The 14665-nt window shown below is 74.9% G+C and carries 8 protein-coding genes and 1 pseudogene; 5 read left to right on the top strand and 4 right to left on the bottom strand.

The genetic code is table 11. The features are described 5' to 3' along the window. Positions 1–37: 37 nt before the first annotated feature. From WA788_RS23355 to WA788_RS23345, 3 genes and pseudogenes are all read right to left on the bottom strand, one after another. Positions 38–247 (bottom strand): annotated as a pseudogene (locus WA788_RS23355) (Gfo/Idh/MocA family oxidoreductase); the annotation flags it as partial. Positions 248–434: 187 nt separating this feature from the next. Continuing rightward, the gene (locus tag WA788_RS23350) at positions 435–1997 is read right to left on the bottom strand and encodes an MFS transporter (RefSeq protein WP_335980449.1); all 1563 of its coding nucleotides are present in this window, start codon (positions 1995–1997) and stop codon (positions 435–437) included. Then, on the bottom strand, positions 1994–2446 hold the full coding sequence (locus WA788_RS23345; RefSeq protein ID WP_335980447.1) for a MarR family winged helix-turn-helix transcriptional regulator: 453 nt from the start codon (positions 2444–2446) through the stop codon (positions 1994–1996). The genes WA788_RS23350 and WA788_RS23345 overlap by 4 nt, the downstream gene beginning before the upstream one ends. A gap of 386 nt (positions 2447–2832) precedes the next feature. On the opposite strand from WA788_RS23345, the gene WA788_RS23340 reads away from it, so the two are divergent. Continuing rightward, complete coding sequence (locus WA788_RS23340) at positions 2833–5730, top strand: helix-turn-helix transcriptional regulator (RefSeq protein ID WP_335980607.1); 2898 nt, start codon at positions 2833–2835, stop codon at positions 5728–5730. Positions 5731–5845: 115 nt separating this feature from the next. Here WA788_RS23340 and WA788_RS23335 read toward each other — a convergent pair whose 3' ends face one another. Then, positions 5846–7078 carry a macrolide family glycosyltransferase gene (locus tag WA788_RS23335; RefSeq protein WP_335980445.1) on the bottom strand — a complete coding sequence of 411 codons (1233 nt, stop codon included), beginning with the start codon at positions 7076–7078 and terminating at the stop codon, positions 5846–5848. A gap of 556 nt (positions 7079–7634) precedes the next feature. Between WA788_RS23335 and WA788_RS23330 the strand changes: the two genes are divergently transcribed. From WA788_RS23330 to WA788_RS23315, 4 genes are all read left to right on the top strand, one after another. Continuing rightward, positions 7635–8657 (top strand): methyltransferase, encoded by a 1023-nt coding sequence (locus WA788_RS23330; RefSeq protein WP_335980443.1) that lies wholly within the window; start codon positions 7635–7637, stop codon positions 8655–8657. 74 nt (positions 8658–8731) lie between these two features. Continuing rightward, positions 8732–9544 carry a hypothetical protein gene (locus WA788_RS23325; protein ID WP_335980440.1) on the top strand — a complete coding sequence of 271 codons (813 nt, stop codon included), beginning with the start codon at positions 8732–8734 and terminating at the stop codon, positions 9542–9544. Positions 9545–9701: 157 nt separating this feature from the next. Beyond that, positions 9702–11942, top strand: a complete 2241-nt coding sequence (locus tag WA788_RS23320; protein WP_335980438.1) for a condensation domain-containing protein — start codon at positions 9702–9704, stop codon at positions 11940–11942. Positions 11943–12106: 164 nt separating this feature from the next. Continuing rightward, on the top strand, positions 12107–14665 hold a 2559-nt coding region (locus WA788_RS23315), incomplete at its 3' end, for a beta-ketoacyl synthase N-terminal-like domain-containing protein (RefSeq protein ID WP_335980435.1).

The raw sequence follows: 14665 nt of genomic DNA, 5'->3' as shown, positions 1-14665 counted from the left end.
GCAAACCTGCGTCCAGACCGCCGGAAAGCCGCTCGAACTCGGCCCAGGACGGGGCGGGCGGCTTCTCCAGCAGGACGTGCGCCCCGCAGGCCGCCGCGGTCAGTGCCAGGGGAGTGTGGGTGTGGATCGGCGTGCAGACGATGACGACCCGGGCCCCGGTCCGCTCGACCAGCGCTCCCAGCGAACTCGTATATGACGTACGAAGTATGATGCGTCGAAGGTAGGAGCGGCCGGGGGAGCGTGTCAACCACGGCGGCAGGACGTTCGTGCGGCGTGGGCGAGCTGTCGCACCTGCTGGCGGCGGCCGCGGTCCTGCGGGGCGCCCTGAGGCGTCCGGGGCTCGCCGGGCGGGGGAGACGGCAGCCCGGCCCGGCTCCTGGCAGTCGGGGGTGTCTGCGGAGCCGGGCCGGGGGTTTCGGGGCGGGGGCAGGCCGTCAGGTGCCGGGGGACGGGGCCGGGCCGCGGTGGTCGACGGCGGGCCCGCTCTCGACGCGCGGCGCGGTGCCGCCTTCCTGGGCGCGGCGCGGGTCGGCGTCGATCATGACGGTGCACACCACGGCGCCGACGACGAGGACGCCGCTGACCCACCACGCGGCGGACGCGCTGCCGTGCACGACGGACTTCAGGATCAGGTCGGCCTGGGCGCCCTGGTGGCGGTGGCCGGTGAAGTAGGCGGCCGCGGCGTCGGCGGCCAGGGTGTTGCTCAGCGCGAGCCCGATGGCGCCGCCGACCTGGCGGGCCGTGGTCTGGAAGGCGGAGACCGCGCCCGAGTCGCGTTCGGCGACCCCGGCCAGCGAGGCGTGGGTGGTGGGGGAGTAGCTCAGCCCCATGCCGACGCCCAGCAGCAGCCAGGCGGGCAGCACCCCGAACAGGTAGGAGCTGTGCTCGGACAGGGTGGTGAACATCCACACCCCGGCCGCGGTGAAGGCGAGGCCGGGGCCGACCAGCCAGCGGGTCGGGACGCGTCCCATCACGCGGGCGACGACCTGGGTGGCGACCACCATGACCGCACCGACCATCGGCAGGAACGCCAGCCCCGCCTTCAGCGGCTTGTAGTGCATGACGGTCTGGAGGTGGTAGGTGGCGAACAGGGAGATGCCCATCATGCCGAAGTTGAGCAGCGCGGCTCCCAGGAAGGAGCCGGCGCGGGTGCGTTCGGTGACGACGCGCAGCGGCAGCAGCGGCTGCCGGATGCGGGTCTGGGAGAACAGGAACGCGCAGATCAGGACGGCGGATACGGCGAGCAGGCCGATCACCAGTGCGGAGTCCCAGCCGCGCTCGGGCGCCTCGGACAGCCCGTAGACCAGGGCGACCGGGCCGAGGCAGCCGAGGACCGCGCCGGTCGGGTCGAGGCTGATGTCCCGGTGGCCGCGGTCGCGCGGCAGGGTGGCGACGCCCAGCGCGGTGACGGCGACGGCGAGCGGCACGTTCACGTACAGGCACCAGCGCCAGCCGGCGTACTCGGTGAGCACGCCGCCGACGATCAGCCCGATCGCGGCCCCGCTGCCGACGATCCCGCTGAACAGGCCGAACGCCTTGGCGCGTTCCCTGGTGTCGGTGAAGGTGGTGGTCAGCAGGGACACCGTGGCCGGGGAGAGGATCGCGGCGAAGACGCCCTGGAGGGCGCGGGCGGCGATCAGCGTGCCGGTGTCCGGCGCGGCGCCGCCGATCGCGGAGACGACGGCGAAGCCGACCAGGCCCACCAGGAAGGTCCGGCCGCGGCCGAAGCGGTCCGCGAGCCGGCCGCCGACCAGCAGCAGCCCGCCGAAGGCCAGGGCGTAGGCGGTCACCATCCACTGCCGGTTGGTGTCGGACATGTGCAGGGACTGCTGGGCGGAGGGCAGGGCGATCTGCACGATGGTGCCGTCGAGCATCACCATCAGCTGGGCGGTGGCGATGACCGCGAGGACGTACCAGCGGTTGCGGTGGGCGCGGTCGGCGGCCGGGGCGCTCCCGGCACCCCCGGCGCCCTTGGTCAGGGACGGGCCGGCACTCATGCGGGGGACCCCTTCTCGTGGCCGGGGGCGACCCGCAGCTTGGCGAGCAGGCGGGCGAACTCGGCGCGCTCGTCCGCGGTGAGGCCGTTGACCAGTTCGTCGGCGAGGGCCTGCTTGCCCCACTCGATCTCCTGCATCAGCGCGTTGCCCTTGCCGGTGAGGCTGACCAGGATGGCGCGCCGGTCGTCGGGGTCGGGGGTCCGCTGGACCAGCCCGCGGCGCTCCAGGCCGTCGACGAGCGCGGTGACGGTGCGCGGGGCCACCTCGAAGCGCTGGGCGAGCGTGCTCATGCGCTGCGGGGCGCCCAGTTCGTAGACGTCGGTGAGCAGGCTCGCCTGGGAGAAGGGCACCTGGTGGCTGGCGAAGACGGCTCCGGCGTGCCGCAGCAGCGGTGACACGGCCTCGGTGAGGGCCGAGACGAGCCCGGCGGCCGCGGGATCTTGGGGCACGGACACTCCCTGGTGAGTCGGTGCACATCTTGAGTGTGTGCTCACTATGTCATGGTGCTCACTGAACGGTCAAGGAAGCATTTCCGGCGGGCGTCCGGGGAATTCCCGCATATACATTCCAAAAGGTCCGCCCTTTTATGGCCGTCCGTGGGGCGGAAGGGGCGGGTGTGACAAGCTCCGGTGTTCGGTGATCACGCTGCGCGACGGGCTGGCGAAGCCGACAAGAGGCGCATCCCCGCCGAATTCGCAGGCTGGAATGTTTTGCTTGCACTTTGCATTAGCGTGTGGTTCAATCGCCTGGTTGGGAGCCATTGTGTGGAGGATTTGCGAATCTTTTCGATCGCGCCTCGCCGCGGGCGGTGCCGGTGACCCCGGAATCCGCGCCCATGTGGTGGCCATCACGTTTGATGCCGAGACAACAACGGGGGTTGTGTCAATTGGCTTCGCTGGCCGAGCGAAAGAACGAACTCGCCGCACTGTGCAGAATGGTGGCGGCAGGGAAGAACGGGAGCGGGGGAATCGCTTTCGTCAGCGGTGTGGCGGGCAGCGGGAAGACCGCTTTACAGGTGGAGGCGGCCCGCTGGGCGGCCGGGCAGGGCGTCGCCACCGTCACCGTCTCCTGCTCCCCGCTGGAACGGAATGTGCCGCTGACCGTCATACGCCAGGTCTTCGACGCGCTTCCGATGGGTACGGAACGCGCCGGGCGGCTGGGCGAGCTACTGGCCGAAGGGGCGCGGGCCGACGCCGACGGGGCCGCCAAGGACCTCACGCCGGACCACGCGAGAGTCGCCGAGGGACTGTGGGAGCATCTGCTCGCCTTCTCCGAGCGCACACCCGTCGTGCTTCTCCTGGATGACGCACAGAATTCCGACGTCATTTCCCTGCTGTATCTTCTCTATTTCGCCCGCCGAATGCGCTCGGCGCGCGTCTCCATGGTGCTGGCGGAAACCGACGGACTGCCGCCGCGTTTTCCGCTCCTGCGGGCGGAGATCATGCGGCTGCCGGGGCTGAACCATATCCGCACCGGGCTGCTCAGTCCGGTCGGGGTCGCGGAACTGCTCGCCGACCGGATCGGCGCCGAGAAGGCCGTTCTTATGGGTACCGGATATTACGACATCAGTGGGGGAAGTCCCCTGCTGCTGCACGCATTGCTGGGTGATCTGGACGATTCCGCACCACCGGCCCGCGGCCACCGCGAACCGGTGGTCGGGGAGCACTTCGCCCAGGCCGTCGCCGCGTGCCTGGGCCGCTCCGGGCCGATGACGCGAGAGGCCGCCCAGTGGGTGGCGCTGCTCGGTGACAGTACCGGCAAGGAACTGCTGGCCGAGTGCCTCGGCACCAGCCGGGACACCGCCCACCGGCTGCTGCGGATGCTCGACTCCGTCGGCCTGACCGGTGGCGGGCGCTTCCGCCACCCCGCCGCCGCGGCCGCCGTCATGGACCGCATCGCCGAACCGGAGCGCGCCGGGATGCAATTGCGGGTAGCCCGCATGCTGTACGACGCCGGCGCCCCCGCCACCGAGGTCGCCAGCCGCCTCCTCGGCTCCGCACGGGAGACCGAACCGGGCACCGAGCGCGCACAGTGGGAGGTCTCGGTGCTGCGGGAGGCGGCCGACCGGGCCCTGACCGACAACCGCGTCGAGGAGGCCATCGCCTGGCTGCGCCAGGCCCACCGGCTGTGCGCCGACCGCTCCGAGCGCGGCGCCATCCTCTTCCGGCTCGCCCGCATCCAGTGGCGGCACAGCCCGATGGCGGCCCTGCGCTGCCTGGACCAGATGACCAAGCCGTTCGTGCAGGAGCGCTACGGCACCCCGTACACGCTGCTGCTCGTCCGCTACCTGCTGCGCAGCGGCCGGCACCAGGAGGCGCAGGAGATCCTGCACCGGCTGCACCGCGACGCCGACTCGCTGCCCGAGGAGGTGTGCGCCGAACTGCGGCTGCTGGAGATGTGGCTGGCGGTCACCTTCCCCTCGGTGGCCGAGCGCTTCCCCTACGACCAGAGCCTGGTGGTGCGCCGCAGCGGCCCGGTCACCGGGCGCGACGAACTCCAGTGGCAGGCCACCCGGCTGCTCGTCGGAGTGCTGGGCGGCGGTGCGGACAGCGGGTTCATCAGCGAGGTCGAACAGGCCCTGCGGCTCTACCACGTGGCCGAGGCCACCGTGGAGCCGCTGGCGATGGGGCTGTCCGCGATGATCTTCGCGGACCGGCTGGACAGCGCCGGCTCCTGGTGCACCACCTTGATGGCGGAGGCCGAGAGCGTCGACGCCCCCGCCTGGCGGGCCACCCTGGCGGCGCTGCGCGCCGAGATCGCCGTGCGCCAGGGCGACCTGGGCCACGCGGTGCGGCTGGCCGCGCGGGCCCTGAAGGACGTCGACGCCGAAGGGTGGGGCGTGGAGATCGGCAGCCCGCTGTCCACACTGGTGCTCGCCCACGTGGCGATGGGCCGCACCGAGGAGGCGGGCGCCTGGCTCCAGCTCCCGGCCGCCGCCGGGCGCCACCACGGCAGCCGGTTCGCCCTCCAGTACCGCTACGCCCGCGCCCACCACCACCTCGCCGCCGACCGCCCGCACGCCGCCCTGCGCGACTTCGTCGACTGCGGCGCGCTGATGCGGCGCTGGAGCCTGGACGCGCCGGGACTGGCCCTGTGGCGGGTCGGCGCGGCCGAGGCGCTGCTGCGGCTGGGCGACCACACCCGGGCGAAGGCGCTGATGGACGAGCAGTGGGCACTGCTGGCGGGCAACCGCACCGGCCGCAGCGCCGGGATCGCGCTGCGGCTGTGCGCCGCGGTCGCGCGGCCGGAGCAGCGGCCGACGCTGCTGCGCCAGTCCGCGGAGATCCTCCAGGGCTGCGGCGACCGCTACGAGCTGGCCCGGACCATGGCCGACCTCGCCGACGCCCACGAGGCGGTCGGGGAGAGCGCGCGGGCCCGGCACGCCTCGCGCAAGGCGCTGCGGCTCGCGCAGGCGTGCGGCGCCGCCGGCATCGTCAGCCGGCTGCGCCCCGCGCAGAGCGCGGAGCCGTCCGCCGCCGACGAGGTCCGGGCGCCGCGGTCCGCGGCGAGCCCGGCCGCCGTGCCGGCCGACCCGATCAACGAGCTGAGCCGGGCGGAGAGCAAGGTGGCCGCGCTGGCCTCGATGGGCTACTCCAACCGGGAGATCGGCGACCGCCTGCACGTCACCATCAGCACCGTGGAGCAGCATCTGACGCGGGTCTACCGGAAGTTGAACGTCAACAGCCGCGAGGACCTGCCGACCGCCGGGCTCCAGCCGATGGTGCCCTGCTGAGCACAGCGGCCGGCCCGGCGCCGCGGGGCGGGGGAGCCCCGACCGGGCTCCCCCGCAAAGCACCGCTCGTACGGTCCGGCGCCGCGGCCCGCCGGCGGCAGGTCGCGGGCGCCGGTCAGCGCACGCCATGGCGCTCCAGGACGTCGGCGGCGCGGGTGGTGCCGCCCGCCTGCCGGATGTGCTCGCGCATCGCGGCCAGGCTCGCGCGCACCTGCGGGTCGTCCGCCACCGAACCGACGGCGTCCAGCAGCACGTCGCCGGTCAGGTCGTCGCCGCCGGGCACCTCGGTGCCCAGGCCCAGCGACACCGCCTGACGGGCCACCAGCTGCTGTTCGCGGGCCTGCGCGGCCAGCACCAGCGGTGTGCCGCAGACCAGCGCCTCCATCACGCTGCCCATGCCCGCCTGGCAGACGAACGCCCGCGCGTGCGGCAGCACCGCCAGGTGCGGCATCCAGCGGTGCACCTCCACCTGCGGGGGCAGCGGGCCGAGTTCGGCCGGGTCGACGCCCGCGCGCCCGACGGTCAGCACCACGTGCCAGGGGCTGTCCGCGAACGCCTTCACGCAGGTGCGGAAGAACTCCGGGCGGTTGCCGTAGGAGGTGCCGAGCGAGACCAGCACCACCGGCCGGCCGTCCGCGGGCGGCTGCCACCCCGAGGGCGCGGCCGTGTCCAGGCACGGCCCGACGAACACGTGCCGGTCGTCGAACGACTCGCCGCCGGGCTGGAAGGCGCGCGGGAAGAACGCCATGCGCAGGCCGCGGAAGCCGGTGACGAAGTCGAGCGGGGAGACGTCGGCGGCACCGTACGCGGCCAGCAGCGCGGTCAGTTCCTCGCGGAAGCGCCGCACGGCCGGGCGCTGCCCGGCGCCCTCCTCGACGCCGCCCTCGGCGCCGCCCTGGAGCATGGCCGCCAGGGAGAAGCCCGGGTTGCTGGTGCGCTGCGGCAGGAAGACCGGGGAGACCTCCACCGCGGGCGCCTGCCACAGCCGCGCCAGCAGCCGGCCGGCGGGGTTCATCGTCGTGTCGTAGACCACCACATCGGGCCGCTCGTCGGCGAAGTGGCGGGTGAGCACCGGCAGCAGCGCCGCGGACTCGGTGATCGCCGCGGTCATCGCCAGCGGCAGCCAGTCCGGCGAGTCGCCCGGCGCGGCGGCCGCGAAGTCCGGGACACCCGGCTCGTACAGCAGCGTCCGCGCACCCGTGGCGGCGGCCTCGGCGGCGAACCGCTCGGTCGTGGCGTACGTCACCTGGTGGCCGCGGCGCACCAGTTCGGCGGCGACGGGCAGCGTGGGGCGGATGTGCCCGTGGGCGGGGACGGTGAAGAAGAGGTAGCTGCGCGGGTGCGTCAAGGGGACTCCTCGGAATTCGGGGGCCGGCGCGGCCGCTCGCGTGCCTGCCGTGGCCGGCGCGCGTGCGGGCCCGCCGCATTCCGGTCCACCGGTCCGTCGTGGAATCCGGGTCCGGTCCGATGAAAGGCGGAACACCGGAGAACGCCGGGAACTCCCAGGAGAATCGGGGCAGAATGCGGGCGGAGGCAATGCGGGCGGACGGAATACGGCGGACGGAATGCGGGGCGGCGAGGCCGGCGGCCCGGTCGCCGGGCGCGCAGGGCGTTCCGCCCGCTTGCCCGGACGATAGCGGTGCCACTGTAATGGGCGCCGCGAGCGGCGGTCCATACCCTTATCCGCGGCGCGGGGGCCGCCGGGCTAGGGGGTCCTAAGGGTTCAGCTCGGGTGGGGGTGGCTCCGTAGGTTCAGTACGGGGCGGGTCGCGAGGGGCACGTTCCGGCCTGCTGGCTGCGGCGACGCGGTACGGGACCCACCGGTCCCGGCGCGCGGGCCGCGGTCGCGGCCGACCGCCCCACCGGCGCACCGGCCGGACGAACCCGGAGAAGGGATGGCAGGGGTGGAAGTCAGTCTCATGGGCCTGGCGGGAATGGGCTGGATAGCGAAGTCGCTGACCGCCGCCGCGGAACTCGATCTCGCCGAACACCTCGAGGGCAGGCCGATGACGGCCGAGGAACTCGCCAAGTCGACCGACACCCACCCGGAGACACTGGACGCGCTGCTGCGGATTCTCTCCGCGCTCGGCGTCTTCCAGCGCGAGGAATCCGGGGTGTACCGCAATTCCGCGCTGTCCGCACAACTCCGCGACGCGCACCCGCAGTCCATGCGGCACTACGTGATGCTGTCGGGCGGCCTGTACGCCGACACCTTCACCGCCCTGCCGCACACCCTGCGCACGGGCGAGTCCGCGTTCCGGCACCTGCACGGCACCCGCATCTACGAGTACCTCGAGGCTCACCCCGCCGACGCCGACCTGTACGACCGGGCGATGGCGGACCTGGCCCGCCCGGTCGCCGCGACGCTCGCCGACGCCTACGACTTCACCGACGTGCGCAGCGTGCTGGACGTCGGCGGCAACACCGGGGAACTCCTCAAGGGCCTGCTCACCGCCCACCCGCACCTGACCGGCGTCTGCCTGGACCGCCCCGACGTGTGCACCCGGGCCGCCGCCGAACTGGCCGCCGCCGACCCCGGACTCGCCGCCCGGCTCACCTACCACCCCGGCGACTTCCGCACCGAGGTCCGCGCCGGCGCCGACCTCTACACCGTCAAGAACGTGCTCCACAACTGGAACCACGACAACAGCGTGGTCATCCTCGGCCGCATCCGCGAGGCCATGGAGCGCACCGCCGCCGACCGGCCGGGCGGCGTACGGCCCCGGCTGCTGGTCATCGAGCCGCTGATCGAGTCCGGCCTGGACTGGATGCGCGTGCTGTTCCAGATGGTCGTCTGCGAGGACGGCACCCGCGGCCGCACCGACGAGGTGCAGCGTGCCCAGATCACCGAGGCCGGCCTGGACGTGCTGGACACGCTGCGGCTGTCGACCGGGCACACGGTCCACATCTGCGCCGCAGACCGCTGAGCCGGCCCGCCGAGCCGACCGCTGAGCCGCTCGCCGAGCAGCCCTGACCAGTAGACCGCTAAGGAGCCCCTGCCGTGACTGTGCCGCAGTCCCTGCTGACCAGCGCGCCGCCCGCCTGGAAGGTCCTCAACGACGGCGGCGACGAACCCCTCGTGCTGGCCGTGGACTTCGCCGTCTCCGGCCGCCCGGAGTCCACGTTCAAGGAACTGGCCTGCCTGCTCGACCCCTGCACGCCGCTGTGGGAGACCCGGCAGCCCGAGCCGGCGCAGGCCCGCACCTTCGGCGGCGAGGACTTCGCGGCGTACTGGGCGGAGGCGGTGCGCGGCACCGGCCGCCCGGTGCGCGCGGTGCTCGGCTACTGCGTCGGCGCGCTGTACGCCGGGCGCCTGGCGCAGCTGCTGGCCGCCGAGCAGGACGCGGCACCGGCCGTGGTCCTGTTCGACCCCGAGCCGCCGAGCCCGGCGGGGATGACCGCCGACTTCCGCGCCGCGGTGGCCCGGCTGTCGTCGGTGCTGAGCCCGGAGGAGTCGGCGCTCGCCGCGCAGGCCGCCGAGGAGGCCGCCCGCGACAGCGGCAGCATCGCCGCGCTCGGCACCACGCTCACCGGGATCTTCTCCGACATCGCCGGGGCCGCCTTCACCCGGGCCGGGCTGGACGCCGAACTCGCCGACGAACTCAGCACCGCCTACCAGGCGTTCGTCTCCTACATCGCGGCCGCCGGGGACTTCGACCCGGTCGCGTCCTGGGCCGGCGCCACCGCGCTGACCACCTCCCGCACCGACCCGCACGCCCGCCACGCCGGGCAGCGCCGCTTCGTCGAGGCCGACCACGACGACATCCTGCGCAGCCAGGCCACCGCTGACCTGCTCACCGACCTGCTCGGCTGACCCCGCGGCGCGCGGCCGCGACAACGCCGGCCCCCGGCCGGCCGCGCCGGCACCGACCGCCGGCACCGACCGCCGGTCACCCCCCCCACCGACCACCGGACACCGGACGACCGACCGACCACCGGGCCACTTGGCACCAGCGAAAGGGTGAACCACCGTGCAGCCAGCAGAGAAGGCGAGACCCGCCGACGGCGCCGCGGCGGCGCTGCTCGCCGCACTGACCCGCAAACGGCGGCTGGACGCGGCCACGCCCAAGGAGAGCGCCCTGTGGCTGCTCGACCGGCTGCTGCCCGACGCCGGTGTCAACAACGTGCCGCTCGCCGTCCGGGTGGAGGGCCGGCTGGACCCGGCGGCGCTGCACTCCGCCGTCGAGGCCGTGGTCCGCCGCCACGAAGTGCTGCGCACCGCCTACCTCGACCGGCAGGCGGGCCTGGTCCGCGAGGTGCTCGACCCCGACACCCCCGCACCGCGCCCCGAGGTGCACACCATCGGCGACGACGGGCTGGACAAGGCGCTGCGCGCGTTCGCCGCGGACCCGATCGCCTGCGACGGCCGGCTCATGCTGCGCGTGGCGGTCTTCCGCGGCCCCGCGGCCGACACCCTCGCCGTGGTCGTCCACCACCTCGTCTTCGACGCGCTGTCCGTCCCGGTCCTGGTCGCCGAACTGGCCGCCGCCTACGACGCGTTCGCCGCCGGCCGGCCGCTGCCGGACGAACTGCGCGCCGCCGTACCCGCGCTGCGCGCCGCCGAGCCGACGCCGGACAGCCTCGCGTACTGGCGCACCGCGCTGGACGGCTTCGACCCGGCCGGCCTCGACCTGGACTGCGCGGCCCCGGCCCCCGCCCGGCCGGATCTGGCGGGCGACACGGTGCTCCAGGTCCTGGACGACGAGACCCGGGACCTGGTGCGCGGCCTCCAGCGCACCCTGCGCGCGCCAGAGGCCGTGGTGCTGCTGGCCGCGTTCGGTGTGCTGCTGGCCGCGCACGGGGCCGGGCCGGACCTGGTCGTCGGCTCGCCGGTCAACATCCGGCCGCCCGAGGCGCAGTCCGCGATCGGCTACCACGTCAACACCCTGCCGCTGCGGCTGGCCGTCACCCCGGACCGCGGCTTCCGCGACCTGGTGAAGGACGCGCGCACCGCCTTCTTCGGCGCGCTCGCCCACAGCGACGTGCCCGTCGACGCCCTCGCCCACGAGACCCGGCGCGAGACCACATCCTGGCGTGACACGCTCTTCCAGCACATGTTCAACTACGTGCCGGCGGCGCCCGAGGCGGACCTCACCCTCGGCGGGCTGCCGGCCAGGCCGCTGCATGTCGAGACCGGCTACAGCAAGTTCGACGTCGAGCTGTTCGTGCAGTCCGCCGCCGACCGGATCGGCCTGCGCCTGCTGTACTGCACGGATGTGCTCGACCGCGCCGACGCGGAGGCCCTGGCCCGACGGTACGCGGCCCTGCTGCACACCGTCGCGGCCGAACCGGACCGGCCGGTGGGCGAGTTGGACGTGTGGAGCGCCGCCGACCGCGCGCTGCCCGGCGCCGGCACCGTCCGTTCGGCGGCCACCGCCGCGGTGGAGGCCGACCGCGACCTCGACGCCTTCCGGGTCCTGGCCGGCGGCCCGGCCCTGGGCCTGCCGGACGCGGCTGCCTGGGCGGCCGCGAACGGCGGCTACCCGTACGTCGTGCACCCGCTGGACGCCCGGCACACCGCCGTGGCCGGCCCCGGCGGCAACCGGCTGCCGGCCGGGGTGCGCGGCGAGGTGTGCCTCGTCCGGGCCGACGGCGCCACCCATGTGCCCACCGGCTGGATCGGCCGGCTGCGGCACGACGGCGCCTTGGAGCTGTACGGCCGCGCGGACCGCGTCTGCCGCCCGTACGGCCGCGTCCTGCACCCGGAGCGGGTGGAGGCCGCCCTGCGCGCGCACCCGGAGGTCACCGCCGCCGCGGTGGTCCCCGCGGGCGGGGAGACGATCGCGTTCGTCACCGCCCCCGACCGGCCCGGCCTGGCGGACTCCGTGGCCGCGCACGCCGCCCGGCTGCTGCCGCGCGCCGCACTCCCGGCACGGGTGGTGCGCACCGACGTGCTGCGGCTGCGCCCGGACGGCACACCGGAGGCCGAGGAGCTCCTGGCGCTGGCCGCGCGGCAACCGGCGGACGGCCAGGACGACAGCGACGGGCTCGTGGGCGAACTGCGCGGACTGTGGTGCGAGCTGCTCGGTGTGGAGACGGCCGCGGCGGACGCCAACTTCTTCGCGCTGGGCGGGCACTCGCTGCTCGGCGCCCACCTGGTGCGGCGCGTCGAGGAAGTGACCGGGACCCGGCTGAAGCTGGCCGACCTCTTCGACAGCCCCACCCCCGGCAGCCTCGCCCGGCACCTGCGGGCGCTGCGCGACGACGCCTGAGCGCCGCCACCTCACAGCCGTAACACGACCGACCGCGCCACCGACCACCCTGAGGGCCACGCAAGTGGCAGGACCCTCGCCGTTCCCCCCGACGGCGAGGGTCCCCGGGCCGTCCGGCCGCCGCTGAACTCGCGTGAAGAAGAAAGACGACGGGAGCCAAGAACGTGTCCGAACACCGTGGCAGCGCAGCCGGCTTCGCACTGTTCTCGCCGCCGGAGGCCGTACTGCCCTGGGTCCTGAGCGGGCCCGGCGCCGCCGCCGTGGGCGCGCGTGCCGCGGCCCTGCACCGGTACGCCGCCGAGGCCGGCACCTGGGACCCGGCCCGCGTCGGACACGCCCTCGCCGCCGCTGACGCCGCCGCGGCCGCCGACGCCGGTCCGGACGCGGGCGCGTACCGCGCCGTGGTGCTGGCCGGCGACCGCACCCCGACCCTGGAGGCGCTGGACGCGCTGGCCGACGGGACCGGCCACCCCGCGCTGACCGCCGGCGCACCGCTCGCCGCCCCCGGCGGCGGCCCGGTGTTCGTCTTCCCCGGCCAGGGCCCGCAGTGGGTCGGCATGGCGAGCGAACTCATGGAGACCGCACCGGTGTTCGCCCGCCGGATGCACGAGTGCGCGGACGCCCTCGACCCCTACCTGGACCACTCGCTGCTCGACTCCGTGACGGGTGCGCCGGGCGGCCCCGCGCTCACCGGCGCCGACGTGGTGCAGCCCGCGCTGTTCTCCGTCATGGTCGCGCTGGCCGGCCTGTGGCGCGCGGCGGGAGTCGAACCGGCCGCCGTCCTCGGCCACAGCCTCGGCGAACTCGCCGCCGCGCACGTCGCCGGGGCGCTGTCCCTGGACGACGGCGCCCGGGTCGTGGCCCGCTGGAGCCAGGCGCAGGCCACCCTGGCCGGCCGCGGCGACATGGTGTCGGTGCTGCTGCCCGCCGCCGAAGTCGCCGACCTGCTCCAGCAGCGCTGGCCCGGACAGCTCGTCGTCGCCGTGGAGAACAGCCCCGGCGCGACCGTCGTCTCCGGGGACAGCGACGCGGCAGCCGACCTGGTCGCACACCTCACCGCCGGCGGCGTCCACGCCCGGCGGGTCGACGTCGGGCTCGCCGCGCACTCCCCGCACACCGACGCCATCCTCGACCGCGTCCGGGCGGACATCGCGCCCATCCGGCCGACCGCACCGCGTATCCCCGTCTACTCCTCCGTCCTCGGCGGCGCGCTGGACGGCACCCCCATGGACGCCGACTACTGGGTCCGCAACCTGCGCTCCACGGTCCGCTTCGCCGACGCCCACCGGGCGGCGCTGGCCGCCGGGCACCGCACCCTGATCGAGGTCAGCCCGCACCCGGTGCTCACCACCGCCATGGAGGTCACCGCCACCAGTGCCGCCGTGCCCGCCGCGGTGCTGGGCACCCTGCGCCGCAGGGAGGGCGGCCCGGCCCGCTTCACCGCCTCCCTCGCCGAGTACTGGGTCGCCGGCGGCGCCACCGACCTGGGCGCCCTGCTGCCCGCCGATCAGCAGCCGCCGCTGCCGCTGCCCGCGGCCGTGCGCACCGGCGGCCCCGACGCCGCCGGGTCCCGTACGACGCCGTCGGACGCGCTGCGGGACCGGCTCGGTCCGCTGGATTCGGCCGAGCGCCGCGCGCACCTGCTGGAGGCGGTGCGGGACGCCGTGGCCGCGGCCGGCACCCCCGGGGACGGGGACGAGGACGAGGACGGGGCCGCGGACACCGCCGCTGTGGACGCCGGGCGGACCTTCCGCGACCTCGGCATCACCTCGCTCGCCGCCGTCGCCATCCGCGACCGCCTCACCACCGCGACCGGCCTGCGGCTGTCCCCGACCGTCGTCTTCGACCACCCCACGCCGGACGCGCTCGCCGCCCACCTGGACGCCGAACTGTTCGGCGCCGCCGACCCGGGGCAGCAGGCCGCGGCCGGTCCCGTCGCGCGCCCGGACGAGCCGATCGCGATCGTGGGCATGGCCTGCCGCTACCCCGGCGGCGTGGCCTCGCCCGCCGGGCTGTGGGACACCGTCGCCGCCGGCATCGACGCGGTCGGCGGGCTGCCCACCGACCGCGGCTGGAACCTCGCCGACGGCTACGACCCCGAACTGCGCGCCCCCGGCACGTTCTCCCAGCACGAGGGCGGATTCCTCCACGACGCGGCCGAGTTCGACGCGGAGTTCTTCGGGATCTCCCCGCGCGAGGCACTGGCGATGGACCCGCAGCAGCGGCTGGCCCTGGAGGCCGCCTGGGAGGCCGTCGAGGACGCCGGGCTGGACGCCCGCGCCCTGAAGGGCTCCCGCACCGGGGTGTACCTCGGCCTCATCGCGCAGGACTACGGCCCGCGCACCGGAGAGCCCACCGAGCGGGCCGGCGCGCTGGAAGGGCACCTCTTCCTCGGCAGCACCGGCAGCGTCGCCTCCGGGCGGCTGTCCTACGTACTCGGCCTGGAGGGGCCCTCGCTGACGATCGACACCGCCTGCTCGTCGTCGCTGGTCGCCCTGCACGCGGCCTGCCAGTCCCTGCGGACCGGCGAGTGCGACCTCGCGCTCACCGGCGGCGTCACGGTGATGCCGAGCACCGGCATGCTGGTTGAGTTCTCCCGCCAGCGCGGCCTGTCCCCGGACGGCCGCTGCAAGGCGTTCTCGGCCGGCGCCGACGGCTTCGGGCTGGCCGAGGGGGTCGGGATGGTGCTGGTGGAGCGGTTGTCGGATGCGGTGCGGCTGGGT

Origin of the sequence: Streptomyces sp. CA2R106 (assembly GCF_037034245.1) — a bacterium.
GTDB lineage: Bacteria > Actinomycetota > Actinomycetes > Streptomycetales > Streptomycetaceae > Actinacidiphila.
This window is presented reverse-complemented; position numbering and strand designations above follow the sequence as displayed.